The sequence below is a fragment of the Pseudomonas sp. ok266 genome (genome assembly GCF_900110195.1).
GTDB classification, from domain to species: domain Bacteria; phylum Pseudomonadota; class Gammaproteobacteria; order Pseudomonadales; family Pseudomonadaceae; genus Aquipseudomonas; species Aquipseudomonas neuropathica.
In genome coordinates this window covers 88718-113494 of record NZ_FOCU01000002.1, presented here as the reverse complement: position 1 = coordinate 113494, position 24777 = coordinate 88718, and the positions used below count along the sequence as shown (strand labels likewise).

The following is a 24777-nucleotide window of genomic DNA, read 5'->3' as shown; positions in this document are numbered from 1 at the left end:
ATATGTATATACAAATAACACACGATGGGGTGCCGAACCATGTCCGCCTTCTTTGCCGAACGCGCGCTGCTGCCTAACGGATGGGCCAACAATGTACGTCTTGAGGTCAGCGCCGATGGCCTGCTGACCCAGATTCAGGCCGATTCCACCGCAGACGGCGCCGAACGGCTGAGCGGCCCGCTGCTGCCGGGCATGCCGAATCTGCACTCCCACGCCTTCCAGCGGGCGATGGCGGGTCTGGCTGAAGTGGCCGGCAATCCGAACGACAGTTTCTGGACGTGGCGCGATCTGATGTATCGCCTCGTCGGAAAAATCAGCCCGGATCAACTCGGCGTGATTGCCCGTCAGCTGTACATCGAAATGCTCAAGGCCGGTTATACCTCCGTCGCTGAATTTCACTACGTGCACCACGACAGCAATGGTCAGCCTTACGCCGAGCCGGCTGAACTGGCCTTGCGCATCAGCCAGGCTGCGAGTGAAAGCGGCATCGGTCTGACCCTGTTGCCGGTGCTCTACAGCCACTCTGGTTTTGGCGGTCAGACGCCGAATGACGGCCAACGCCGCTTCATCAACAGCACTGAAAATTACCTGAACCTGCAATCGCGCTTACAGCCGTTACTCGCGCAGCAAAAAGCGCAGTCGCTGGGGCTGTGCTTCCACTCGTTGCGTGCGGTAACGCCGCAGCAGATCAGCGAAGTACTGGCCGCCAGCGACAAGCAATGCCCGGTGCACATCCACATCGCCGAACAGCAGAAGGAAGTCGACGACTGCCTGAGCTGGAGCGGTCGGCGTCCGCTGCAATGGCTGTATGAAAATGCCGAAGTCGATCAGCGCTGGTGCCTGGTCCACGCCACTCATGCCAACCCTGAAGAAGTCACGCTGATGGCCAAGAGTCGCGCCATTGCCGGTCTGTGTCTGACCACCGAAGCAAATCTGGGCGACGGGATCTTCCCGGCGGTGGATTTCCTCGCTCAGGGTGGGCGCATGGGTATCGGTTCCGACAGCCATGTGTCGCTCAGCGTGGTGGAGGAATTGCGTTGGCTGGAATATGGTCAGCGTCTGCGCGATCAGCGGCGTAACCGTTTGTACGGTGCAGATCAGCCGATGGTCGGGCGCACGTTGTATGACGCGGCGCTGGATGGCGGTGCGCAGGCGTTGGGGCAGCCGATCGGGGCGCTGGAAGTGGGCAAGCGTGCAGACTGGATCGTGCTCGATGGCAATGACCCGTATCTGGCGACGGCCAATGGCGACGGGATTTTGAATCGCTGGTTGTTTGCCGGTGGCGATCGGCAGGTGCGCGACGTGTTGGTCAATGGTCAGTGGGTGGTGCGCGATGGTCGACATGCCGGGGAAGAAGCCAGTGCGCGAGCGTTCACCCAAGTCCTGCGCGACCTCCTCGGCTGACGCATAACCAAATGTAGGAGTGAGCCTGCTCGCGATCGCAGTGTGTCAGTCACTTATTGGTGCTCTGACACAACGCTATCGCGAGCAGGCTCACTCCTACATTGGTTTTGTGGTGTTCTTTAGTTTGAGGTCTTGGCCATCTGCCGATCCGACGCTCGCCAGATCAATCGCGTGGTGTCATAACCCTGCTGACGCGCCTTGCTCAGCAGCTCTTCACGGACCACCCCGTTGACGGTCGGTGTGCGCGACAGCAACCACATGTACTTGCGACTCGGGTCGCCGACGATGGCGGTCTTGTAGTCATCGCTGACGTACAACACCCAGTATTCACCTTTCGCCACACCCGGAATCAGACGCGAGAACCAGGTATCGAATTCGACCCACAGCTTGTCGGTCTTGCCCGGCACCTGTGGATAAGCCGTGCCCTTGGCTTCTTCCCATTGCCAGTCCGGTGTCAGGCAGCGATTGAGCACCGCGACATTGCCGTCCGGCTTGAGGGTGTAATGGGCTTCGGACTGCGCGCAATTGCGCTGGAAATACATCGGCAAGCGCGCCAGTTCATACCAGGTGCCCTGATAACGCTTGAGATTGACGCTGTTGACGGTTTTCGGCGCCAACGGGTCGACGCCGGAAGTGGCGCAGCCGGCCAGTACCAGGCCGGCAAAAAGGATCAGCAATAACCGCTTCATTTTTCTTCTCCGTGGGCGCGAAGCCCCGGTTTACTTCAGGCCTTGGCCGGAAAACATCAGCACTTTGTCACCGGCGTACTGCACGCTGATAAAGCTGTTCTTGTCGCCCCAAGTGCAACTGGACATGCCGAGCGCGCCCGAGCAATCGGTGGGCTTGCCGAGCAGAGTCTCGACTTCGGCCTTGGCCATACCGGCCGAGAGCTTCGAATAGTTTTCCTGATTGACCTTGCTGCATGCGGCCAACAGCACGCAAAACGACAGAAGGGCGAGAGATCGCAGCGACATGGTGTAACTCCTGGAACGAGGGGGGATGGCATGGTGCCAACCAGAAGCTTAGAAGAGAAAACCCTCATCTGGTTCCGTGGCTGGACGGCTATTTATTAGCCCGCTCGTCCGGCATTTGCCGATAAATCAGCCACTTTTTAACGCTATTGAGCATTTCGTCGCATTTCGCCAAAGACGCCTAATCTTTGGCGCAACGCGGTCGACATAAAAGCAGCGCAAAGCCCCAGAGTGTGGCAAATTGCCGCCCTTTCTTGACCAGCCCCTTCGCGGTAGTTCATTCGATGACCAGAAACATGAAATTCAGCCACAAGATCTTGTTGGCTGCCGCCCTCGTGGTGGCCATTGCGTTCGCCTGTTTCATTTTCTTCAACGACTATCGACAGCGCGAAGCCTTGAACAGCAGCACCGAAGCCTCGATGCAGGAGCTGGGCAGCCTGACCACCAGCAACATCCAGACCTGGCTGGAAAGCCGCATTCAATTGCTGCAATCGCTGTCGCAGCAAGTCGCCGTCGACGGTAACGCTCCCGCCAGCCTGAAACGCATCATCGACCTGCCCGCCTACACCGGCAATTTTCAGCTCAGCTATTTCGGCGGCGCTGACGGCGTGATGTTCTCGGTGCCTGCCGGCAACCGCGCACCGGACTACGATCCACGCGCCCGTGGCTGGTACAAAGCGGCAAACAGCGCGCAACAGACCATTGTCACCGAACCGTACATCGCCGCGTCCTCGGGCAAACTGGTGATCACTGTCGCAACACCTGTTCAGCGCCAGGGCCAGATGCTCGGCGTCGCCGGTGCCGACATCGACCTGACCAGCGTCAGCGCGATCATCAACTCGCTGAACTTCGGTGGCCACGGTCACGCATTCATCGTCAGTGCCGACGGCAAGATCCTGATCCACCCGGACAGCAAACTGGTACTCAAGACCCTTGCCGAGGCCTATCCCAATGGTGCGCCGAAAGTCAGCCCGGGTCTGAAAGAAGTCGAGTTCGACGGCAAGACCCAACTGATCTCCTTCACCCACATCAACGGCGTGCCGTCGGCCGACTGGTACGTGGCGCTGGTACTCGATAAAGACACCGCGTTCGCAATGCTCAGCGAATTCCGCACCTCGGCGCTGATCGCCATGGTTATTGCCGTGGTGATCATCATCGCCCTGCTCGGCATGCTCATTCGCGTGCTGATGCAACCGTTGCTGACCATGGGCCGCGCGATGCACGACATCGCCGAAGGTGAAGGCGACCTGACTAAACGTCTGGTGATCCACGGCAACGACGAGTTCGGCGCGCTAGGCACCTCGTTCAACCGTTTCGTCGAGCGCATTCACACCTCGATCCGTGAAGTGTCTTCGGCCACCGGCCAGGTCAACGAAGTCGCCCTGCGCGTAGTCGCGGCGTCGAACTCGTCGATGTACAACTCCGATCAGCAGTCCAGCCGTACCAACAGCGTCGCCGCCGCGATCAACCAACTCGGCGCCGCCGCCCAGGAAATCGCCCAGAACGCCGCCCTCGCCTCGCAGCACTCCAGCGATGCCCGCAGCCTCGCGGTCGACGGTCAGCAGGTTGTGGATAAAACCATCCAGGCCATGCAACAGCTGTCGGCGAAGATCAGCGATTCCTGCGGCAACATCGAAACCCTGAACAGCAACACGGTGAACATCGGCCAGATTCTCGAAGTGATCACCAGCATTTCCCAGCAGACCAATCTGCTCGCGCTCAACGCCGCGATCGAAGCAGCGCGTGCCGGTGAAGCTGGGCGTGGTTTCGCCGTGGTCGCAGATGAAGTGCGCAACCTCGCCCACCGCACCCAGGATTCGGCGCAGCAAGTGCAAAAGATGATCGAAGAGCTGCAGGTCGGCGCGCGTCAGGCGGTAAGCATCATGACCGAGAGCCAGCGTGAGAGTGAAAGCAGCGTTGGCATCGCCAATCAGGCCGGTGAGCGATTGGGTAGCGTGACTCAGCGTATCGGTGAGATCGACGGGATGAACCAGTCGGTAGCGACGGCGACTGAAGAGCAGACGGCGGTGGTCGAGTCGATCAATGTCGATATCAACGAGATCAACACGCTGAATCAGGAAGGTGTGGAGAACTTGCAGGCGACGTTGCGGGCGTGCTCGGATCTGGAGCAGCAGGCGGCGCGGCTGAAGCAATTGGTGGGTAGTTTCCGCATTTAAGATCAAGGGCTTTACCCCCTCACCCCAGCCCTCTCCCCCAAGGGGGGCGAGGGGGAAAGGGAGCCGATCGGGGGATTTTCCAGACCTGAGTTCGACTCAGAAATTGCAGGTCGATGTATCAAGACCAGACAACTCGGTCAGTCCCCTCTCCCTCCGGGAGAGGGCTAGGGTGAGGGAAAGCTCTTAAAACCGTGAACCCGGCTCGGAAAGAAACACCAACTCCTCCGCCGTAGACTCCCGCCCCAACACCGCATTGCGATGCGGAAACCGGCCAAACCGCGCAATCACTTTCCGATGCCGCTCGGCATAATCCAGATTATCCGCAAACACCGCCCGCTCCGCTTCCGGCTGTTCAGCCACCAGTTCGATAAACCTGGAAACCGCCTCGTTCTGCACCGCAAGATTCTCGCAGTGCTCAAACACAAGATAAATAAACACACGCTGAATCGGTTTCAACTGCCGATCAAAATCCGCCGCAATGCCTTGCGCAACGAGTTTCTGCGCGCGCAGATCGCCGGAAAACGCTTTTGGGGTGTCGCGAAAGATCATTCGCGGCAGTTGATCGAGCAATAACACCACCGCCAGCCAACCTTCGGGACGTTGCGTCCACGCGGTCAATTCGCCGGCCAGGGCCTGATCGACAAAGACCCCGAAACGCTCACGCGCTTCGAGGTCTTGGCTGTCTCGCTTACCGAACCACAACTTGCCCTTGTCAGCCGCTATCTCGTCGGGGGATTCGGCATGTCCGAACCACCAATCGAGCAACGGCTGCCAGGGCGCGGTCATGGTTTATTCCTTGTGGTAGGCCGTAGCGCGGGCGACTTCTTCTTTCGAACCGAGGAACACCGCTACACGCTGGTGCAGACCGTCCGGCTGAATGTCGAGGATGCGCTGGTGACCGTCAGTGGACGCGCCGCCCGCTTGTTCCACCAGGAACGACATCGGGTTGGCTTCGTACATCAGACGCAGTTTGCCTGGTTTGGATGGCTCGCGGCTGTCGCGCGGGTACATGAACAGACCGCCACGGGTCAGGATGCGGTGTACGTCGGCAACCATCGCCGCGACCCAACGCATGTTGTAGTTCTTTTTCAGCGGACCTTCTTCGCCGGCCAGCAACTCGCCAACGTAACGTTGTACCGGGGCTTCCCAGTGACGCTGGTTGGACATGTTGATCGCGAATTCCTGGGTCGATTCAGGAATGGTGATGTCTTCGTGGGTCAGCACGAAGCTGCCCATTTCACGATCGAGGGTGAAGCCCTTCACGCCGTCGCCCAAGGTCAGTACCAGCATGGTTTGCGGGCCGTAGATCGCGTAACCGGCAGCAACCTGCTGGGTGCCTGGCTGCAGGAAGGCTTTTTCGTTCAGCGGCTCGTTCTGGCTCAGGTATTCGTTCGGGCAACGCAGTACCGAGAAGATGGTGCCGACCGGGGCGTTGATGTCGATGTTCGACGAGCCGTCCAGTGGGTCGAATACCAGCAGGTATGCGCCTTTCGGGTATTTGCCCGGGATCTGGTAGGCGTTGTCCATTTCTTCGGACGCCATGCCGGCCAGGTGACCGCCCCATTCGTTGGCTTCGAGCAGGATCTCGTTGGAGATCACGTCGAGCTTCTTCTGCACTTCGCCTTGGACGTTTTCAGTGCCCATGCTGCCCAGAACACCACCCAGGGCGCCTTTGGACACGGCGTGGCTGATTTCTTTGCAAGCACGCGCGACCACTTCGATCAGGAAACGCAGATCGGCAGGAGTGTTATTGCTGCGGGTCTGCTCAATCAAATAGCGACTCAGGGTAACGCGGGACATGGACGGCTCCGGTGGAATGGGGGGCTAAAAACCCGCGCAGTTTACAGGGAGTCTGAAAACGTAGCGAGCGAAGACGCCCGGTAACGTGCGTTGGGGTGTATTTGCCTGTATGAGACGTGATTGTCGGTGGAGAGTTCAGGTAGCGGATTTAGCGTAGTCCGAAATCCGACGAAGGCCGATCGGTTTGGGATATGTATTGATTGAGATACCGCGTTCGCGAGCAGGCTCGCTCCCACAGGGGGATTTGAGTGAACACACAATTGGCGTCCACTGCAGATCCACTGTGGGAGCTAGCCTGCTAGCGAATGGCGCGCAGCGCCAGCCATTCTCAGGAATTGGTTGGAGGCTTGCGCAACAAACTAAACGCCATTGCCCCCAAAAACACCACACTCAACAACAACACAGCCCACAAGCCGATCTTCTTCCAATTGGTCTCAGCCACCGCCGCCGTAGTCGCCGTAGAAGTCTGCGTAGCCACCACCTCACCCTGAACCACAGCCTTACCCAACCCCGCCAGCTTCTCCGGTTTGAAATCCGGAATCAGCGTCGCCAACGGCAAGTTCGCCGTCTTCACCGTCGCATTGCCCACCGCCAGACTGTACGGCCCCTCGCCCCGCGCGAGGAAAACCACCTGCGTCGCCCGCACCGCATATTTCAGACTCGGCGCCTGCTCACCCAAACCACCGCCACGCTCATCCACGCTCAGTTTCAACTGCTGCACGGTCTGCCCGTAGAGCGGCAATTCGTTCTGCACCACATCCTGACCATTCTGGCTCAGGCGATAGAGCAAGCCATTGCCCAACGTCTGCCACGGCAAGCTGCTTTCGCGACGCCCCGCCAGCGTCACCGGCGCCAGGCTGTTCGGCTGTTTCAGCTCGACCTGCACGCGCTCGACATTCAGCCCCATCGGCAACTGCCAGGCGTACTCCCCGGCCTTGGAGCTGCTGCCGGCCAATGCCGGCGACCAGACCAAAGGCAGCGGCACATTGCGCGGATCACTGCTTTTCAGCTGCGCCGACGTCAGGATCGGCGCCGAGTTCGGCGACTCCCATAACAACCGCACATAACGCGCCGACTGCCCCGGCAGCGTCACTTCGTGCTGCTCGATGCGCTCATCGGAAAAGGTCAGCCGCGCGACCTGCCCCTCGCCCCACGCTTGCCAGTGTTGCAGATCGTCGCTGGCTTCAATGCTGAAGCGCTGGAAGCCGTCGCGCTCGCTGGTCCAGTCGAGGATCAACTGCTGCAACGGCGCCTTGATCGCGCTGGCATCCAGCAGCCAGCCACGCAGCACCTCTTCACCCGCTTCCAACTGACTGGACGGCTGCACCTCGACCAGCGTGCCGTTGGTGGTCGATTGCACACGCACATTCGGCGCGCGTTCGCTGGCGTCGGCGGCGTTGTACAGCGGGAACCATTTCACCTCATGCAAGCGGCCGTCGTCGCGGGTCTGCGCTGATTCGCGCGCCAAGGCGTAGGCCTGCGCTTCGCCGGCAGCGTTGAACACACGCAGATCACTGAGATCGGTCTGGCGTGCCTGCAATTGCACGCTCAACGGCAATTCGAGGCGGTACCACGGACCGTTGCCAGAGACTGACAGCGACACCTGCGTGGCGAAGTCCGCCGGTTTTTCCTGAGCGTCGGCCGCCATCACCACGCCCAACGCCAACCAACCCAGATTTCGCATGCGACTCAAGATGAAACTCCTTCGGTGTCCGGGGCCGGTTTGTCCGCCGCCGGTTCAGCGTCGACGCGTTTGGGCGGCAGTGGCGCGAAATAGCCGACCACCAGCAGCAACACGCCGACACCGATAAACGAGACGATCCGGGCGAGACCGCCACGGTTGCTCAATTCGACAAAAATCAGTTTGGCCACCACCAACGCAATCAGCGCCGCGCCGATCAGCCACACTTCGCGGCGATGGCGCAGATGGCCGCCGATCATCAACCCCAGCGCCATCAGCGTCCAGACGATCGACAACCCGGCCTGCACCAGCATTGAGGCGAGCAACGTATCCAGCTCGAACGGGATGCCGGCCCAATGGTGCGCCGCGCGGGTGACCAACGCGGTGCAAAAGGCGAACAGCGAAACCCCGGCGACCAGTTGCGTCGCGTAATCGGCGTAGTCCTGGCGAATCGACAGCTGCGAAACCGCGCTGCGCGACCAGACGTAAACACCGAACAATGCGAACAACAAACCCAGCTCCAATGGATTGAGCAGCGGCACGTATGGCAGCGGCTCGGCGTTGCCATCGCTGACACCATTCGCCAGCCAGAACCATGCGAGCATCAACACCGCCAACGGCGCAGCGGCGTACAAACGGTACTCGCGAGGGAATGCCGCCACCGGCCACGGCCAACTGCGCGGTGCCGCCGCCAGCAGCAGATACAGGCTCGGCAGAATCGCCCAGCCCAGCCAACGCCAGGCGTTGTATTGCTCGGACAACAGCAGCAGACCGTAGCGCAACTCCAACGCCAGCACGCCAATCAGCAGCCAGCAGCCGAGCACATGCGCCGCGCTCAAGGCGCGCGCCGGCAACATCGGCGCCAAACGTCGCAAGCTGAAGAAATGCACGGGGAACACTGCTGCCCACGCCAGCCAACCGAAATCGGCCGCCGGGTGATAACGCGAATGCCAGGCCCCGAGCAGCACCAGCGCCGCAGCCGGAATCAACAAGGTGCAAAGCAGGCCCAGCGCCGGCCATTTCAAGCGCAGCGACAACAGCGTCCACAGCGCCACGCTCAAAGCGGCGACCAGCAGTAACAACGGGCCTTGCAGATTCGGCGCAGCAAAACGCAGCACCTCGCTGACCCACGCCAACGCCCACCAACCGGCACCCCACAGCAGCAACACTTCTGACAAGCGCTGCAAACTCAACGCATCGAATGCCGAGGCGTGATTGCCCAGTTGCAGTCGCCAGGCACCGATCATCGCAGCCAAGCCCAGTACCAGCGGTGTCCAGAATCCGCCATGGGCCAACGGTTTCAGGCCTTCGCTGGACAGTGGCCCAAGCAACTCGGGGCCGGCCAGCAAAAACGCCGCGCCACCAATCAACTGCAACAGCAGACCAAAGACAAAACTTACGCGCTGCTTGAGGTACAGGCTGAGCCAGATGATCAGCAAACCACTCGCGGCCCACACCGCACTCGCCGTTTGCCATGGCAGCACGAACAGCACTGCCAGATTGATCAGCACCAGACCGGCCAGCAGCACCACCGACAAACCGCGCAACAGACGCACATCGCCACGCACCATTTCATCGCGAGCCGCCAACAGCATGCCGGCGATCAACGCCAGCCCGATCAACGACGCGCTGAGCAATCCGCTCCAGCCGGCGCTGAACACCGCCGCCGAATCCTCGCCCGCGCCTTGCAGACGCAACAGGAATAACGCACCGCCGAGCAACTGCACGGCAAACGCGCTGAACAGGAACGTGCGCGATTGAATGCGCAGACCGACCAACAGAGTTGCCAGCCCGGCCAGCGCCCAACTGATCGCCGTGGCTTGAACGAAGAAGAACAGCGGCGCCAGCAGATAGAGGAAGGTCAGGCCCAGACACGCCAACACCGGCAAGCCTTGACGCTCCCAAGGCGAGGCTTGTTCCGGCGTGGCCTTGCGCAATTGATAGAAACTGAACAGCAACGCAATGCCGAGCATCAGCGCACCCAGCGGAGCACCGTCAAGCAGACTGCTCTCGCCGACGCGCAACTGACTGAGAAACGCTAGTGCCGACCCCAGTTGCAGCAGCAAGGCAAACGCCCGAGCGAACGGTCGATGCTGACGCAAACCGAGCCAGAAAATCCCCGCGCCTTCCACTGCCCATGCCGCCGAGGTCCAGCGCGCATCGAGTCCCAGCGGGATCGCCAGACTGGCAAAAATCACTCCGAGCGCCAGACAGGTTTCGCCCAGCAGAACCGCCCGGCCACCCATCAACACCTTGGCCAGTGCCATGTAGATCATGCCTAGCGCCAGCGCACTGAACGCTGCGGCAAATTCCATATGCTGCACCAACGCAAACTGCAATCCGAAGCCAATGATCGGCGGTCCGAAGAGCATCGTGCCGTCAACGTAATCGCCCTTGCGCGCCGACCAGTGCAGCAACGCTTCGCGATCGCCATCCGCAGGTGCGTCGGGCATGTCGAGCAACTTGCGGCGGGCGAATAGCAGGCCGATGGCGAGATACATCAGGAAGAACAGGATCAGGAACGGCTCGGTACTCCACAACAGTTCTGGCGCATACGAACGAAGGCCCCAGGCGAAGCCGATGCCAAAGGTGCCGACGAAGCCGATCAGGTTGAGTAGACGCCAGGCCTTGAACCAGGCGATGGCAAGAATGCCAGCATTGAGTAGCGCGAAATAGCTGAACAGCGCGACGTGGTTGCCGGCGCCGGCCGAGGTCAGGATCGGCGCGGCGAAACCGCCCAATGCCGCCGCTGCGGCAAGCCCTAAAGCATCTTGAGTGATGGCGAGAATCGCCGAGAAAACGGTGACCGCCACCAGCAGGCCGAGCGCGGCCGATGGATCAAGCAACGGATGCAGACGCATGGCCGCAAACACCGTCAAATACAGCACCGCGATCCCGGTGCCTTGCAGCATCAACGCGTAATTACTGTTGCGCCGGCGCAACCACCAACCCAGCGCGAGCAGGCCCAACGCGGCCGCCGCGACACCGGCGTAACGCAACTCGATCGGCACGACCATGCCTTCGGTGGCGTAGCGCAGCAGGAATGCGAGACCGAAGAACAGCAACACCACGCCGACCCGCAGCACGGTGTTGCCGCCGAACAGCCAGTTGCGCGCGGCCCTGATACCGCGCTCGACAAGGTTCGGGCCACGGGGTTCGGCAGGTGTTTGCGGTTCGGGCGTAACGGCGTCGAGGCGCCAGACATCAGCGGGCAGCGGTTGGCTGGTTTCGCTGGCGACGGCGGAAATCGGTTCGAGTTCGGGCGGCAGCTCCCAGATCAGTTCGGGGGCCGGGGCTTCTTCGACTGCTTTGAGGGGTTCGACGACAGGTTCGGCGGCCGGCGCCGAAGTCGGTGGCGGCGCAGCATGAAGGGGCGCGCCTTCGAGCAAAAACAGACGTTGCTCGACGCCTTGCAAAGCGACCTTCGCCTGCTCAAGTTGCTGCTGTTGCGCCGCCGCCAACGAGCCTAGCCGCGCGATGCGGATCGTCTGCCCGATCACCAGCCCCAGCAACGCGCCCAATAGCGCATCACTGAACGACTCGTCGAGCAGCCAGCCGAGCACCAGCCCGATCAACATGAACATCCATTGCATGGTCGATATCCCTAAGCAGCCCCAAGACGGGGCGAGTCCGGCGATTGCTTCAGTCTAGGCACAAACCCTGTGGGAGCGAGCCTGCTCGCGAAAGCGGTTTGTCAGCCAACATTTCTGTTTAACAAGACAACCGCTTCGCGAGCAGGCTCGCTCCCACATTGGATTGGTGGTGACTGGAGCTACCGGTAACCGGCGCTCAGTATATCGATCCGGCCCAACAAACGTTGGGCCTTGCGCAGATTTGTTGCGGAAAGTTACTCCAACGCTTTCCAGATATCCGTGGCGTACTCACGAATCGTCCGGTCAGACGAGAACCAGCCCATCCGCGCCGTGTTGAGTACTGCTGAACGCCACCAGTTGTTGGAGTCGTGCCAGTGCGCCTCAACGCGTTTCTGCGCTTCCCAGTAGGAGTCGAAGTCGGCGCAGACCAGGAAGCGGTCGTAATCCACCAGCGAATCGATCAGCCCGGTATAGCGCGAGGTGTCATCCGGCGAAAACACCCCGCCGCGAATCGCTTGCAGCACATCGTTCAAGCGATGGGATGCAGCAATGTCTGGCAACGCACTGAACTCGTGATTCTGTTTACGCGCTTCCACCTGCTGCGCGCTGAGACCGAAGATAAACATGTGCTCGGCCCCGATGCGTTCGCACATTTCCACGTTGGCGCCGTCCAGTGTGCCAATGGTCAGCGCGCCGTTGAGGCCGAACTTCATGTTACTGGTGCCTGATGCTTCGAAGCCGGCAGTGGAAATCTGCTCGGACAAGTCCGCCGCCGGAATGATGCTCTCCGCCAGGCTGACGTTGTAGTTGGGCAGGAACACCACTTTCAGCAGGCCGCGCACGGTCGGATCGTTGTTCACCACCCGAGCGATATCGTTCGTCAGTTTGATGATCAGTTTGGCCTGGTGATAACTCGCCGCCGCTTTACCGGCGAAGATTTTCACCCTCGGCACCCAGTCGACTTCCGGCTCGGCGCGGATCGCCTGATACAGCGCCACGGTGTGCATCAGGTTGAGCAACTGACGTTTATATTCGTGGATGCGTTTGACCTGTACATCGAACATCGCCGCCGGATTGACCGCGATGCCCAAGCGTTCGTGAATCAGATACGCCAGGGCTTTCTTGCTGTGCAGCCGTTGCTCGGCAAAGGCTTTGCGGAATGCGGTTTTCTCGGCGAACGGTTCGAGATCGAGCAGGCGCTCTTCGGGGTTATCCAGCACCTCGGGACCCAGCGAGTCGACCAGCATCGAGGTCAGTTCAGCGTTGGCCTGGAACAGCCAACGGCGGAAGGTAATGCCGTTGGTTTTGTTGTTGATCCGCTCCGGGTAGAGCTTGTGCAGTTCAGCGAACACGGTTTTGCGCATCAGTTGCGTGTGCAGCCCGGACACGCCGTTGACGCTGTGCGAACCGAGGAACGCGAGGTTACCCATGCGCACACGGCGACCGTTGTCTTCTTCGATCAGCGACACCGCGCGCAGCACGTCGAAATCGTGAATGCCTTTGGCGCGCAGCGAGTCGATGTGCTGAGCATTGATCAGATAAATGATCTGCATATGTCGCGGCAGCATGCGCTCCATCAAGCCCACCGGCCAGGTTTCCAGCGCTTCCGGCAGCAACGTGTGGTTGGTATACGACAGCGTGTCGACGGTGACTTGCCACGCCGCATCCCAAGCCACGTCGTAGACGTCGACTAGTTGGCGCATCAATTCGGCGACAGCAATCGAGGGGTGCGTGTCGTTGAGCTGAATCGCCGCGTGATCACCCAGGGTCAGCACCGAGGTGTGCATGTTGCGATGACGGCGCAGCAGATCCTGAAGCGAAGCGGCGACAAAGAAGTATTCCTGACGCAGGCGCAGTTCCTGCCCCGCTTCGGTGCTGTCCGCCGGGTAGAGCACGCGGGAGATACTTTCGGCCCGGGCCACTTCGGCGACAGCGCCCAAGTGGTCACCGGCGTTAAAACGCTCCAGGTGCAAATCTTCCATGGCGCGCGCACGCCAGAGGCGCAGTGTATTGACGCTCGCCCCGCGCCAGCCAACGACCGGCGTGTCATAAGCGATCGCGCGGACAGTTTCTGCCGGCGACCAGACTTGTTTGGACTTGCCGGAGATGTCGGTGACGGTTTCGACGCTGCCGCCGAAGCCGATGGAGTAGACGACCTCTGGCCGCTCGAACTCCCACGGGTTGCCGAAATCCAGCCAGTGCTCGGTCTGTTCCTGCTGCCAGCCGTCGACGATGGCCTGGCGGAACAAGCCGTGCTCATACCGAATGCCATAACCGTGGCCGGCGATGCCGAGGGTCGACATGCTTTCCATGAAGCACGCGGCCAGACGACCGAGGCCACCGTTACCGAGCGCTGCATCAGGTTCCAGCAAACGGATACGCTCCAGGTCGACACCGAGTTCAGTCAGCGCTTCACGGGCGACGTCGAGCAAGCCAAGATTGCTCAGGCTGTCGTAGAGCAAGCGGCCGATGAGGAATTCCAGCGAGAGGTAATACACCCGTTTCTGACCTTTGCGGTAGATCTGCCGGGTGTGGTCCATCCAGTGCTCGACCATATGATCACGCGCCGCCAAAGCGATGGCTTCGAACCAGTCATGGTCGAAGGCGTGGTCGGGGTCTTTGCCCACCGCGTAGGTGAGCTTGGTCAGGACGGCGTCGCGGAATGCGGCCACCTCTGCTTCGCGAACTAGTGGTTCTTGAGTCATCAATAGGACCTCGAGCGAGCGGGAATTGTCTGAGCCTAGACGGTCTGACCGACGGTCGCGGCGCTGGTTCGGCAGTTTTTCCTGAGACGGTGCGATGGCCCGGCATTACCCTGGCGGATGGGCTAATGAATGCAGGGGCCGTGCCGAATTGTCCGGCAATGTGCCTGCATGAAGAAAAAATCTGGCGAAAGGTTGTTCAAAAATCCACCAGTCCCGGTATGATCGCGCGCCCTGATGCACACACGCCTGGTAACTCCCGATGATGAAGCCCAACCTGATTGCCGCCGCCGAGATCGATCGTCTCGATACGTGGGCGAAATATTCGGCCCCGATGTGCGGTTCCTGCATGTCCAGCTGCTGCACGCTGCCGGTCGAAGTAAAGATCAAGGATCTGGTGCGCATCGGCGTGGTCGACGAATTCGAACTGGGCGATCCGCCGAAGAACATCGCCAAGCGTCTGCAAAAGGAAGGCCTGGTCGAGCGCTTCAACCAGAAGTCCGGCATCTTTACCCTGCAGCGCATGAGCAACAACGATTGCTACTACCTGGATCGTAAGAGCCGCTTGTGCACCATTTATGACAAGCGCCCGGATACCTGCCGCAATCACCCGAAGATCGGACCGCGTCCGGGGTATTGCGCGTATAAGCCAAAGGAAGTTGAGCGCGTGCAGAATTTCCGCGCGATAGAGCGCTTCTGAACGACGCTGAGTTCTTCGGTAGCCGTTAAACCCCAGCCCCTCACCCCAGCCCTCTCCCGAGGGAGAGGGAGCCGATCTCTGTCGCTTCCAAACCTGAGGTCGACTCGATTACTCAGGTCGATGCAAAGCCAAAGAACAACTCGGTCAGTCCCCTCTCCCTCTGGGAGAGGGCTAGGGTGAGGGGCTTTTCAGCTTCAACACACTTATCCCAAACAAACAAAAACGCCCCCGGTCTCGCGACCGGGGGCGTTTTTTCAAGCTCAGGCTAAATTACGCCTTGGCTTTCTTGGCAGCGCGGGTACGCTCGCTTTCGTCCAGGATCTTCTTGCGAAGACGGATGGACTTAGGAGTAACTTCGCACAGCTCGTCTTCCTGGATGTATTCCAGAGCCTGTTCCAGAGTGAAGCGAACAGGTGGTACCAGAGCGATGGTTTCGTCTTTACCCGAAGCACGCATGTTGTCGAGCTTCTTGCCTTTGGTCGGGTTTACACCCAGGTCGTTGTCGCGGCTGTTCTGACCAACGATTTGACCGTTGTAGATCTCCTGGCCGTGTTCTACGAACAGCTTGCCACGAGCCTGCAGGGTTTCCAGCGAGTAGGTCAGTGCCTTGCCGGTTTCAACCGAAACCAGAACGCCGTTCTGACGGCCGGACATGTGGCCCGACTTGACGGTGTCGTAGCGATCGAAGATCGAGGTCAGGATGCCAGCACCGTTGGTCAGGGTCAGGAACTGGTTACGGAAACCGATCAGACCGCGAGCAGGGATGTTGTACTCCAGACGAACACGGCCCTTGCCATCCGGCACCATGTTGCTCAGGTCGCCTTTACGCAGACCCATCTCTTCCATGACCTTGCCCTGAGCTTCTTCAGGGATGTCGATGGTCACGTTTTCGAACGGTTCTTGTTTAACGCCGTTCACTTCACGAATGATCACTTCAGGACGGCCCAGGGCCAGCTCGAAGCCTTCGCGACGCATGGTTTCGATCAGTACCGAGAGGTGCAGCTCACCACGGCCGGAAACCTTGAACTTGTCAGCGGTGTCGCCTTCTTCAACGCGCAGTGCAACGTTGTACAGCAGCTCTTTGTCCAGACGGTCCTTGATGTTGCGGGACGTCACGAACTTGCCTTCTTTACCGCAGAATGGCGAGTCGTTTACCTGGAAGGTCATCGAAACGGTTGGCTCGTCAACGGTCAGAGGCTTCATCGCCTCGACAGTGTCCGGGTGGCACAGGGTGTCGGAGATGAACAGCGAGTCCATACCGCTGATGCAAACGATATCGCCTGCTGCAGCTTCTTCAACGTCGATGCGGTGCAGACCGTGGTGACCCATCAGTTTCAGGATACGGCCGTTACGGCGCTTGCCGTCGGCACCGATCGCCACAACCGGGGTGTTCGGCTTGACGCGGCCACGAGCGATACGGCCAACGCCGATAACACCCAGGAAGCTGTTGTAGTCCAGAGCGGAGATCTGCATCTGGAACGCGCCGTCACGGTCAACGGCCGGAGGCGGAACGTGGTCGACTACCGCTTGGTACAGCGGAGTCATGTCTTCCGCCATGGCGGTGTGATCCAGACCGGCAATGCCGTTCAGGGCCGAAGCGTAAACAACCTGGAAGTCCAGTTGTTCTTCGGTCGCACCGAGGTTGTCGAACAGGTCGAAGATCTGGTCCAGAACCCAGTCCGGACGTGCGCCTGGACGGTCAACCTTGTTGATTACCACGATTGGACGCAGGCCGGCTTCGAAAGCCTTCTTGGTCACGAAACGGGTTTGCGGCATAGGGCCGTCTTGAGCGTCAACCAGCAGCAGAACGGAGTCGACCATCGACATTACGCGTTCAACTTCGCCGCCGAAGTCGGCGTGGCCCGGGGTGTCCACGATGTTGATGTGGTAGCCGTTCCAGTTGATGGCGGTGTTTTTCGCCAGAATGGTAATACCGCGCTCTTTTTCCTGGTCGTTGGAGTCCATCACGCGCTCGTCGTTGAGCTCGTTGCGCTCCAGGGTGCCGGATTGACGCAGGAGTTTGTCTACCAGGGTGGTCTTACCATGGTCAACGTGGGCAATGATGGCGATGTTGCGTAGATTTTCGATCACTTGTGTATCTCGATCAGAGGATTCGGTTTGCTGACAAGTCTTGGCAGCGATTAGCAGTAGTGTCCGGCATGGCCGTTACAGCTTGACGGCGGTGTCGGGGGGCCGGTGACGCAGGCCACAGGCAAACAGCCCCGGGCACTTAGCTCGGTCGATAAACGCGCACATTGGCATGCCCCTCACTGAGCAAATGGTGAGCATGCAGGCGACTCATCACGCCTTTGTCGCAATACAGCAGGTACTGGCGAGTCGGATCCAGCTCCTTGAAACGAGCGTTCACTGCGTAGAACGGCATCGTCTGTACTTCTACGCCAGCGAGTTCCAGCGGCTCATCCTCGGCGGCATCCGGGTGACGGATGTCGATCACGATCTGACCGGCCAGTGCTTCGCTGACTTCTTCAATCTGTACGTCCTGGCCCAATTCGTCGATCACCCGATCGATCGGCACCAGTTTGGCGTTTTCGAGCGCACGCTCGAGCACCGCCATGTCGAATTCTTTCTCTTCGTGCTCAACGCGACCGCGTTTGGCGGCCGTCTTCGGATTGACCGAAATGACCCCGCAGTACTCCGGCATGTGCCGGGCGAAATCGGCGGTGCCGATCTCATTGGCCGTGTCGATGATGTCCTGCTTGTGCGCCACGATCAGCGGACGCAGGACCAGTTTGTCGGTCACGCAGTCGATCACCGACAGATTCGGCAGGGTCTGGCTCGACACCTGGGAGATCGCCTCGCCGGTGACCAGCGCGTCGATGTGCAGGCGATCAGCGATGTTGGAAGCCGCGCGCAACATCATACGCTTCAATACGACGCCCATATGACTGTTATCGACTTTGCCGAGAATTTCGCCCAACACTTCTTCGAACGGAACACTGACAAATAGCACGCGTTGCGAGCTGCCGTACTTCTTCCAGATGAAATGCGCGACTTCCATCACGCCCAATTCATGGGCACGACCGCCCAGATTGAAGAAGCAGAAGTGCGTCATCAGGCCGCGACGAATGATCTGGTACGCCGCAACGGTTGAGTCAAAGCCGCCGGACATCAATACCAGCGTCTGCTCCAACGCACCGAGCGGGTAACCGCCGATGCCGTTGTGCTGGCTGTGAATGACAAACAACCGTTTGTCGCGAACTTCGATGCGGACTTCGATTTCCGGTGCTTTCAGGTCGATACCAGCGGCACCGCACTCACGGCGCAGCTTGCTGCCGACGTATTTTTCGACGTCCATCGAGCTGAAGGTGTGCTTGCCCGCGCGCTTGCAGCGCACCGAGAAAATCTTCCCGGCCAGTGCATCGCCGTAGTGCTGTTTGCACTTCTCGGTGATGTCGTCGAAGTCGCCCAGCGGGTACTCGTCGATCTGCAGAAAGTGCGCGATGCCCGGCATGCAGGTCAGGCGCTCACCCATCTCTTTCAAGGCTTTGGGGTCGGTAACGCGGGTTTCCAGCTCGAGATTGTCCCATACACCGTTCACCACCACGGCCGGGTCCAGGTCACGGAGCACGGTGCGGATGTTCTTGGCCAACTGGCGGATGAACTTCGTCCGGACAGGTCGGCTTTTGATGGTGATCTCGGGGAAGACTTTTACGATTAGTTTCATGAAAACAGCGCGCGAACGGCCAGCCGAAAAAGGGGGGCGCGGATTATAGCGGAAATTGCTCAAGGTTTAACCAGTTAATGTGCAGAAGGTTTAGCACGCACCAAAACAGGTCATTTCTGACTCAAGACGCTACATTAGAGGGCGAGATTTTCCACAATCAGGTGCTTTGCACCTTTATAAGCGTGAATTTGGGGCAAAAAACCCATGCTGGGGCACTGGCATGCAATTTGCTCCCTTGTGAGGCAGGTTGCCTTGGCAGAGTATTCGCGCCGGCATCACCCAAATTCAAGGGCATCCACTACCAAGCCCGAAGCCACCCGGAGGACATATGTCGAAGACGGTTCAACTCATCAAAGATCATGACGTCAAGTGGATTGATCTGCGCTTCACGGACACCAAAGGCACTCAGCACCACGTGACCATGCCGGCTCGCGATGCGCTGGATGAAGACTTCTTCGAAGTCGGCAAGATGTTCGACGGTTCCTCCATTGCTGGCTGGAAAGGCATCGAAGCCTCCGACATGATCCTGATGCCGGTTGACGAAACTGCCGTTCTCGACCCGTTCACCGAAGACGCCACCCTGATCCTGGTGTGCGACATCATCGAACCTTCGAGCATGCAAGGCTACGACCGCGACCCACGTGCGATCGCCAAGCGCGCCGAAGAACACCTGAAAGCCACCGGTATCGGTGACACCGTGTTCGCCGGTCCGGAGCCTGAGTTCTTCATCTTTGACTCGGTGAAATTCAAGTCGGACATCTCCGGCTCGATGTTCAAGATCTACTCCGAGCAAGGTTCGTGGATGTCCGACCAGGACATCGAAGGCGGCAACAAAGGTCACCGTCCAGGCGTCAAAGGCGGCTACTTCCCGGTTCCGCCGTTCGACCACGACCACGAAATCCGTACCTCCATGTGCAACGCACTGGAAGAAATGGGCCTGACCGTCGAAGTTCACCACCACGAAGTGGCGACTGCCGGCCAGAACGAAATCGGCGTCAAGTTCAACACCCTGGTGAAGAAAGCCGACGAAACCCAAACCCTGAAGTATGTTGTGCACAACGTTGCTGACGCTTACGGCCGCACTGCGACCTTCATGCCGAAGCCACTGTACGGCGACAACGGTTCGGGCATGCACGTACACATGTCGATCTGGAAAGACGGCAAGAACACCTTCGCCGGTGAAGGCTATGCCGGCCTGTCCGATACCGCTCTGTACTTCATCGGCGGCATCATCAAACACGGTAAGGCCCTGAACGGCTTCACCAACCCGGCGACCAACTCCTACAAGCGTCTGGTACCAGGCTTCGAAGCTCCGGTAATGCTGGCCTACTCGGCCCGCAACCGTTCCGCTTCGATCCGTATTCCTTACGTGTCGAGCCCGAAAGCCCGCCGTATCGAAGCACGCTTCCCGGATCCGGCTGCCAACCCGTACCTGGCCTTCGCAGCTCTGCTGATGGCCGGTCTGGACGGTATCCAGAACAAGATCCACCCAGGCGACGCAGCTGACAAAAACCTGTACGACCTGCCGCCTGAAGAGGCGAAAGAGATCCCGCAAGTTTGCGGCAGCCTGAAAGAAGCCCTGGAAGAGCTGGACAAGGGCCGCGCGTTCCTGACCAAGGGCGGCGTGTTCTCCGACGACTTCATCGACGCTTACATCGCGCTGAAATCGGAAGAAGAAATCAAGGTTCGCACCTTCGTACACCCACTGGAATATGAGCTGTACTACAGCTGCTGATCCGGTAGCGCTGCGTTAAGTGGCGTGAGTGAAAGAGGCCTCCTTCGGGAGGCCTTTTTTATTGCCCGGATTTTAAGGTCGACCAGGATCCCTGTAGGAGTGAGCCTGCTCGCGATAGCGGTGGATCATTGGAGGTAATGCTGACTGACACGACGCCATCGCGAGCAGGCTCACTCCTACAGGGGAATTGTGGTGTCTGAATGATCTCCGGATGTGTGCCGGGTTGGGCCAACCGCCGCGTCTGGCCTATGCTGCACCCCATCGCTTTCAATCCCGGTCGATTTCATGGGTCGCACCTTTCTCTACATACTGCTGCTGATCGCCCTGCCCGCCGTCGCGCAGATCTACAAGTACACCGACGCCAACGGCAACACGGTGTACAGCGATCACTCGCCAGACGGCGTGCAAGCACAGCCAGTGGAGTTGCCGCCGCTTAACAGGGTCGAGCCGCAAACACCGAGCACACCGCCCGCATCCAGCACCGAAACCCGTGAGCCTGTACGCAACGCCTACGACATTCTTGAACTCGCTGGCCTGCCCACCGAAGAGGCCCTGCGCGCCAATAACGGCACGTTCACCGTCCAAGTGCTGATCAAGCCGCGTCTGCAACCGCCGCATCAGTTAAGGCTGGTATTGGACGATGAGCCTTACGGCCAGCCGAGCAACGTGCCGATCCTGCAATTAGTGAACGTTGATCGCGGCGAACATCGTCTAGCGGTGCAGGTGATTGACGGGCAGACGGTCATCCAGCAGAGCGCGCCAGTCCCTCTCAGCGTACAGCGGGTGCACAAGCCATGATTCGTGCGTGGCTGATTGCGGGGCTGGCGCTGCTCACGCTGCAAGCATCGGCTGAGGTGTTCACTTATATCGATGCCCAAGGCAATCGCGTCTACACCGACCAGCCGCGTGGCAATGCCAAGCGCGTACCGATCGCGAACAGCAATCGCATGTCCGCAAACCCCACCGTCGCCGTGCCAATCACAACTGCAAAAAAAACCCCAGAGCAACCGCCCTTCCACTACGACATGCTGCGCATTCTGGTACCTGAACCCGATGCAACGATTCGCAGCAGCGCCGGCGAAATCATCGTCAGCGTCACCAGCGAACCGGGCCTGCAAAAAGGTCATCGTTATCGACTGCTGCTGGATGGCCAAGCCACCGGCGAGCCCGGCCTGAGCCCGGTCTTCCCGCTCAGCAACATCGATCGTGGCAGCCACAATCTCTCGGTTGAAATCCTCGACATGGAAGGACGCACCGTCGAACGCACCGCCAACCAGCCCTTCCACATGCTACGCATTTCCCTAGCGCAGAAACGCCAAGTCAAACCCTGCGTCGCCGACGACTACGGCGTGCGCCCGGAATGCCCGCTGAAAGACAAACCGCCCGAGCCGAAAAACCCCTTCCTGCGTTTCTTCTAACTCCGCCCAGCTTTGCGCACTATATTGGTGCAACGGACTGCACCGTACTCACATTCCAACCCATTTTGGTTCGAAACTTCCCGTTCGAGCTGGCACCCTGCCACTCAAACGAGCGTCAAACGCCTGTTTCAGGCGACGAACGCTTCTTTTCGGAGCCTTGGTTTGGTTTTTGCATTTTCCGTTCACCGACGCTTGCTTGTTGCGCACGCTCCGCCCCCAAAAGAGGCTCCGATGACTATTAGCGACGCAATCCACCGTTTGCTGCTCGACAACCTGACCACCGCCACCATCCTGCTCGACGCCGAATTGCGCCTTGAGTACATGAACCCGGCGGCGGAGATGCTGCTCGCCATCAGCGGGCAGCGCAGCCATGGGCAGTTCATCAGCGAGCTGTTCACCGAATCCACCGAGGCGCTGAATTCACTGCGTCAGGCCGTAGAGCAGGCGCATCCCTTCACCAAGCGCGAGGCGATGCTCACCGCCCTCACTGGCCAGACATTGACCGTGGATTACGCGGTGACGCCAATCCTCAGCAATGGCGCGACCATGCTCCTGCTGGAGGTCCATCCGCGTGACCGGCTGCTGCGGATCACCAAGGAGGAGGCGCAGCTGTCCAAGCAGGAGACCAGCAAGATGTTGGTACGCGGCCTCGCTCACGAGATCAAGAATCCGCTCGGCGGCATCCGTGGCGCCGCGCAACTGCTGGCCCGCGAGCTGCCGGAAGACAGCCTGCGCGACTACACCAACGTGATCATTGAAGAGGCCGACCGCCTGCGCAATCTGGTCGACCGCATGCTCGGCTCGAACAAGTTGCCGTCGCTGGCGATGTGCAACGTTCATGAAGTGCTGGAGCGCGTCTGCCAACTGGTCGACGCGGAAAGCCAGGGCTGCATCACCTTGGTGCGTGATTACGACCCAAGCATCCCCGACGTACTGATCGACCGCGAACAAATGATTCAGGCCGTGTTGAACATCGTACGCAACGCGATGCAAGCGATCAGCAGCCAGAACGAACTGCGCCTGGGCCGCATCAGCCTGCGCACCCGGACCATGCGCCAGTTCACCATCGGCCACGTCCGCCATCGTCTGGTGACCAAGATCGAAATCATCGACAACGGCCCGGGGATCCCGGCGGAACTTCAGGAAACCATTTTCTTTCCCATGGTCAGCGGTCGTCCGGACGGTACCGGACTCGGCCTGGCCATTACCCAGAACATCATCAGCCAGCACCAGGGCCTGATCGAGTGTGACAGCCATCCAGGCCACACCACCTTCTCGATCTTTCTGCCACTGGAACAAGGAGCCACATCGACATGAGCCGTAGTGAAACCGTGTGGATCGTCGATGACGACCGTTCTATCCGTTGGGTTCTGGAAAAAGCCTTGCAGCAGGAAGGCATGACCACCCAGAGCTTCGACAGCGCCGATGGCGTGATGAGTCGCTTGGCCCGTCAGCAGCCGGACGTGATCATTTCCGACATTCGCATGCCCGGTGCCAGCGGTCTGGATCTGCTGGCGCGGATCCGCGAACAGCATCCACGGTTGCCGGTCATCATCATGACCGCTCACTCCGATCTGGACAGCGCTGTCGCCTCGTATCAGGGCGGCGCGTTCGAGTACCTGCCGAAGCCGTTCGACGTTGATGAAGCGGTGTCGCTGGTCAAGCGCGCGAATCAGCATGCGCAAGAGCAGCAAGGCCTGGAAGTGGTGCCGGCACTGACGCGCACCCCGGAAATCATCGGCGAAGCGCCGGCGATGCAGGAAGTGTTTCGCGCCATCGGCCGCTTGAGCCACTCCAACATTACCGTGTTGATCAACGGCGAATCCGGTACCGGTAAAGAACTGGTGGCCCACGCCCTTCACCGCCACAGTCCGCGCGCGGCCTCGCCATTCATCGCGCTGAATATGGCGGCGATCCCCAAGGATCTGATGGAATCCGAACTGTTCGGCCATGAGAAAGGCGCGTTCACCGGCGCAGCAAATTTGCGTCGCGGGCGTTTCGAACAGGCCGACGGCGGCACACTGTTCCTCGATGAAATCGGTGATATGCCGGCCGACACCCAAACCCGCTTGCTCCGGGTTCTCGCCGATGGCGAATTCTATCGTGTGGGCGGCCACGTGCCGGTCAAAGTCGATGTGCGCATCATCGCCGCGACGCACCAGAATCTGGAAACCCTGGTGCACGCCGGCAAGTTCCGCGAGGACTTGTTCCACCGCCTCAACGTAATCCGTATCCACATCCCGCGCCTGTCGGATCGTCGTGAAGACATCCCGACCCTGGCCAAGCACTTCCTCAGCCGCGCTGCGCAAGAACTGGCGGTGGAACCGAAGCTGCTGAAGAGCGAGACCGAGGAATACCTGAAGAACCTGCCGTGGGGCGGCAACGTGCGTCAGTTGGAGAACACCTGCCGCTGGATCACCGTGATGGCGTCCGGGCGCGAAGTGCACATCAGCGACCTGCCGCCAGAACTGCTGAACCTGCCGCAGGACTCGGCGCCAGTGACCAATTGGGAGCAAGCACTGCGTCAGTGGGCCGATCAGGCGTTGGCGCGTGGCCAGTCGAGCCTGCTCGACAGCGCGGTACCGGCGTTCGAGCGGATCATGATCGAGACGGCTTTGAAGCACACCGCCGGGCGTCGTCGCGATGCCGCCGTGTTGCTGGGCTGGGGGCGCAATACCCTGACGCGCAAGATCAAGGAATTGGGGATGAAGGTCGATGGCGGGGATGATGATGAGGGGGATGAGGGTTAACGAATTGTTCGCTTGAGGATTGCTGCGTGCTCAGGATCCATCCCAGCCCTCTCCCAGAGGGAGAGGGCGCAGATCCCGGATGTTTTCGAAACCTGAATTCGGCTCAATATTTCAGGTCGGCGCAACTTGAACCAGCAACTTGGTCAGTCCCCTCTCCCTCT

General features: G+C 59.8%; 17 protein-coding genes and 1 pseudogene. 9 read left to right on the top strand and 9 right to left on the bottom strand.

Annotated elements, in window-relative coordinates:
- Positions 1-39 precede the first annotated feature (39 nt).
- Positions 40-1404 (top strand): formimidoylglutamate deiminase, encoded by a 1365-nt coding sequence (locus BMY54_RS04100; RefSeq protein WP_093430050.1) that lies wholly within the window; start codon positions 40-42, stop codon positions 1402-1404.
- Between the two features lie 119 nt (positions 1405-1523).
- Here the strand turns inward: BMY54_RS04100 and BMY54_RS04095 are convergent, their stop codons facing one another.
- Both BMY54_RS04095 and BMY54_RS04090 read right to left on the bottom strand, forming a co-directional pair.
- A complete protein-coding gene (locus BMY54_RS04095) occupies positions 1524-2093 on the bottom strand; it encodes a lipocalin family protein (protein WP_093430049.1) in 570 nt (189 codons plus the stop codon).
- 30 nt (positions 2094-2123) lie between these two features.
- The gene (locus tag BMY54_RS04090; protein ID WP_034152995.1) at positions 2124-2378 is read right to left on the bottom strand and encodes a lipoprotein; all 255 of its coding nucleotides are present in this window, start codon (positions 2376-2378) and stop codon (positions 2124-2126) included.
- A 281-nt stretch (positions 2379-2659) separates the two neighbouring features.
- Here BMY54_RS04090 and BMY54_RS31185 point away from each other — a divergent pair.
- Positions 2660-3694 (top strand): annotated as a pseudogene (locus BMY54_RS31185) (cache domain-containing protein); the annotation flags it as partial.
- Between the two features lie 93 nt (positions 3695-3787).
- Complete coding sequence (locus tag BMY54_RS31180; protein ID WP_371748298.1) at positions 3788-4552, top strand: methyl-accepting chemotaxis protein; 765 nt, start codon at positions 3788-3790, stop codon at positions 4550-4552.
- 183 nt (positions 4553-4735) lie between these two features.
- Here BMY54_RS31180 and BMY54_RS04080 read toward each other — a convergent pair whose 3' ends face one another.
- The 5 genes from BMY54_RS04080 to BMY54_RS04060 form a co-directional block, all read right to left on the bottom strand.
- Entirely contained in the window at positions 4736-5338 is a 603-nt protein-coding gene (locus tag BMY54_RS04080; protein WP_093430047.1) for a DUF924 family protein, read from the bottom strand.
- A gap of 3 nt (positions 5339-5341) precedes the next feature.
- Positions 5342-6352, bottom strand: coding sequence for a class 1 fructose-bisphosphatase (locus BMY54_RS04075; protein WP_093430046.1), 1011 nt, complete (start codon positions 6350-6352; stop codon positions 5342-5344).
- Positions 6353-6680: 328 nt separating this feature from the next.
- Entirely contained in the window at positions 6681-8045 is a 1365-nt protein-coding gene (locus BMY54_RS04070) for a DUF3999 domain-containing protein (protein ID WP_093430045.1), read from the bottom strand.
- On the bottom strand, positions 8042-11626 hold the full coding sequence (locus tag BMY54_RS04065) for a DUF2339 domain-containing protein (protein ID WP_093430044.1): 3585 nt from the start codon (positions 11624-11626) through the stop codon (positions 8042-8044). The genes BMY54_RS04070 and BMY54_RS04065 overlap by 4 nt, the downstream gene beginning before the upstream one ends.
- Positions 11627-11880: 254 nt before the next feature.
- Positions 11881-14331 carry a glycogen/starch/alpha-glucan phosphorylase gene (locus BMY54_RS04060; RefSeq protein WP_093430043.1) on the bottom strand — a complete coding sequence of 817 codons (2451 nt, stop codon included), beginning with the start codon at positions 14329-14331 and terminating at the stop codon, positions 11881-11883.
- Positions 14332-14590: 259 nt separating this feature from the next.
- Between BMY54_RS04060 and BMY54_RS04055 the strand changes: the two genes are divergently transcribed.
- A complete protein-coding gene (locus BMY54_RS04055; RefSeq protein WP_093430042.1) occupies positions 14591-15028 on the top strand; it encodes a YkgJ family cysteine cluster protein in 438 nt (145 codons plus the stop codon).
- A 270-nt stretch (positions 15029-15298) separates the two neighbouring features.
- On the opposite strand, the gene typA is transcribed toward BMY54_RS04055, so the two are convergent.
- Together typA and thiI are read right to left on the bottom strand one after the other, a co-directional pair.
- Positions 15299-17119 carry a translational GTPase TypA gene (gene typA / locus BMY54_RS04050; RefSeq protein ID WP_034153003.1) on the bottom strand — a complete coding sequence of 607 codons (1821 nt, stop codon included), beginning with the start codon at positions 17117-17119 and terminating at the stop codon, positions 15299-15301.
- Between the two features lie 139 nt (positions 17120-17258).
- Positions 17259-18713 (bottom strand): tRNA uracil 4-sulfurtransferase ThiI, encoded by a 1455-nt coding sequence (gene thiI / locus BMY54_RS04045; RefSeq protein ID WP_093430041.1) that lies wholly within the window; start codon positions 18711-18713, stop codon positions 17259-17261.
- A 328-nt stretch (positions 18714-19041) separates the two neighbouring features.
- Between thiI and glnA the strand changes: the two genes are divergently transcribed.
- The 5 genes from glnA (at position 19042) to ntrC (ending at position 24616) form a co-directional block, all read left to right on the top strand.
- Positions 19042-20448 carry a type I glutamate--ammonia ligase gene (glnA, locus tag BMY54_RS04035; protein WP_007909254.1) on the top strand — a complete coding sequence of 469 codons (1407 nt, stop codon included), beginning with the start codon at positions 19042-19044 and terminating at the stop codon, positions 20446-20448.
- A 285-nt stretch (positions 20449-20733) separates the two neighbouring features.
- Positions 20734-21246: a DUF4124 domain-containing protein gene (locus BMY54_RS04030; RefSeq protein ID WP_093430040.1), complete on the top strand. Its 513-nt coding sequence runs from the start codon at positions 20734-20736 to the stop codon at positions 21244-21246.
- Complete coding sequence (locus BMY54_RS04025) at positions 21243-21866, top strand: DUF4124 domain-containing protein (protein ID WP_093430039.1); 624 nt, start codon at positions 21243-21245, stop codon at positions 21864-21866. Before BMY54_RS04030 ends, BMY54_RS04025 begins: the two co-directional genes overlap by 4 nt.
- A gap of 231 nt (positions 21867-22097) precedes the next feature.
- Positions 22098-23183, top strand: a complete 1086-nt coding sequence (gene glnL, locus BMY54_RS04020; RefSeq protein WP_093430038.1) for a nitrogen regulation protein NR(II) — start codon at positions 22098-22100, stop codon at positions 23181-23183.
- Positions 23180-24616: a nitrogen regulation protein NR(I) gene (ntrC, locus tag BMY54_RS04015; RefSeq protein WP_007909238.1), complete on the top strand. Its 1437-nt coding sequence runs from the start codon at positions 23180-23182 to the stop codon at positions 24614-24616. The genes glnL and ntrC overlap by 4 nt, the downstream gene beginning before the upstream one ends.
- The last annotated feature ends 161 nt before the right edge of the window (positions 24617-24777 follow it).

What these genes read in the sequence shown, in the direction of transcription:
- glnL (WP_093430038.1), top strand. Translation starts at nt 22,098, where the DNA reads ATGACTATTAGCGACGCAATCCACCGTTTGCTGCTCGACAACCTGACC.
- BMY54_RS04065 (WP_093430044.1), bottom strand. Translation starts at nt 11,626, where the DNA reads ATGCAATGGATGTTCATGTTGATCGGGCTGGTGCTCGGCTGGCTGCTC.
- BMY54_RS04100 (WP_093430050.1), top strand. Translation starts at nt 40, where the DNA reads ATGTCCGCCTTCTTTGCCGAACGCGCGCTGCTGCCTAACGGATGGGCC.
- BMY54_RS04025 (WP_093430039.1), top strand. Translation starts at nt 21,243, where the DNA reads ATGATTCGTGCGTGGCTGATTGCGGGGCTGGCGCTGCTCACGCTGCAA.
- BMY54_RS04060 (WP_093430043.1), bottom strand. Translation starts at nt 14,331, where the DNA reads ATGACTCAAGAACCACTAGTTCGCGAAGCAGAGGTGGCCGCATTCCGC.
- BMY54_RS31180 (WP_371748298.1), top strand. Translation starts at nt 3,788, where the DNA reads ATGTACAACTCCGATCAGCAGTCCAGCCGTACCAACAGCGTCGCCGCC.
- BMY54_RS04080 (WP_093430047.1), bottom strand. Translation starts at nt 5,338, where the DNA reads ATGACCGCGCCCTGGCAGCCGTTGCTCGATTGGTGGTTCGGACATGCC.
- BMY54_RS04095 (WP_093430049.1), bottom strand. Translation starts at nt 2,093, where the DNA reads ATGAAGCGGTTATTGCTGATCCTTTTTGCCGGCCTGGTACTGGCCGGC.
- BMY54_RS04055 (WP_093430042.1), top strand. Translation starts at nt 14,591, where the DNA reads ATGATGAAGCCCAACCTGATTGCCGCCGCCGAGATCGATCGTCTCGAT.
- BMY54_RS04030 (WP_093430040.1), top strand. Translation starts at nt 20,734, where the DNA reads ATGGGTCGCACCTTTCTCTACATACTGCTGCTGATCGCCCTGCCCGCC.
- glnA (WP_007909254.1), top strand. Translation starts at nt 19,042, where the DNA reads ATGTCGAAGACGGTTCAACTCATCAAAGATCATGACGTCAAGTGGATT.
- ntrC (WP_007909238.1), top strand. Translation starts at nt 23,180, where the DNA reads ATGAGCCGTAGTGAAACCGTGTGGATCGTCGATGACGACCGTTCTATC.
- BMY54_RS04075 (WP_093430046.1), bottom strand. Translation starts at nt 6,352, where the DNA reads ATGTCCCGCGTTACCCTGAGTCGCTATTTGATTGAGCAGACCCGCAGC.
- BMY54_RS04090 (WP_034152995.1), bottom strand. Translation starts at nt 2,378, where the DNA reads ATGTCGCTGCGATCTCTCGCCCTTCTGTCGTTTTGCGTGCTGTTGGCC.
- thiI (WP_093430041.1), bottom strand. Translation starts at nt 18,713, where the DNA reads ATGAAACTAATCGTAAAAGTCTTCCCCGAGATCACCATCAAAAGCCGA.